Here is a 340-nt window from a genome sequence, read left to right on the forward strand (position 1 = left end):
TTGTTCCGCCAGGAGCACCGCTGAGTAGCTACGTTTGGAAAGGATAAGCACTGAAAGCATATAAGTGCGAAACCTGCCTCAAGATGAGACATCTTTTAAGGGTCGTTGGAGATGACAACGTTGATAGGCTATAGGTGTAAAGGCAGCAATGTCATAGCCGAGTAGTACTAATTACCCGTAGATTTATTGCCTAATTATGGCACTCGACAGTGCAACTACGGTTGTCTCTTTGTGAACGTTTTTATCGATTTTTTATAAGCATTACGCTTTGAGCTATAAGCTTTATGCTTATGGCCTACAGCTAAAAGCTAATACCAATTTTAGGGTGGTTTTAGCAGAG

Annotated in this window: 1 rRNA gene; it reads left to right on the plus strand. The window is 41.5% G+C overall.

The window, feature by feature from the left end:
- Positions 1-191 (plus strand): 23S ribosomal RNA (locus tag OA84_RS11095); the annotation flags it as partial.
- Positions 192-340: the final 149 nt, after the last annotated feature.

It is taken from the genome of Kaistella solincola, from assembly GCF_000812875.1.
In the GTDB taxonomy this organism is placed as follows: Bacteria; Bacteroidota; Bacteroidia; order Flavobacteriales; family Weeksellaceae; genus Kaistella; species Kaistella solincola.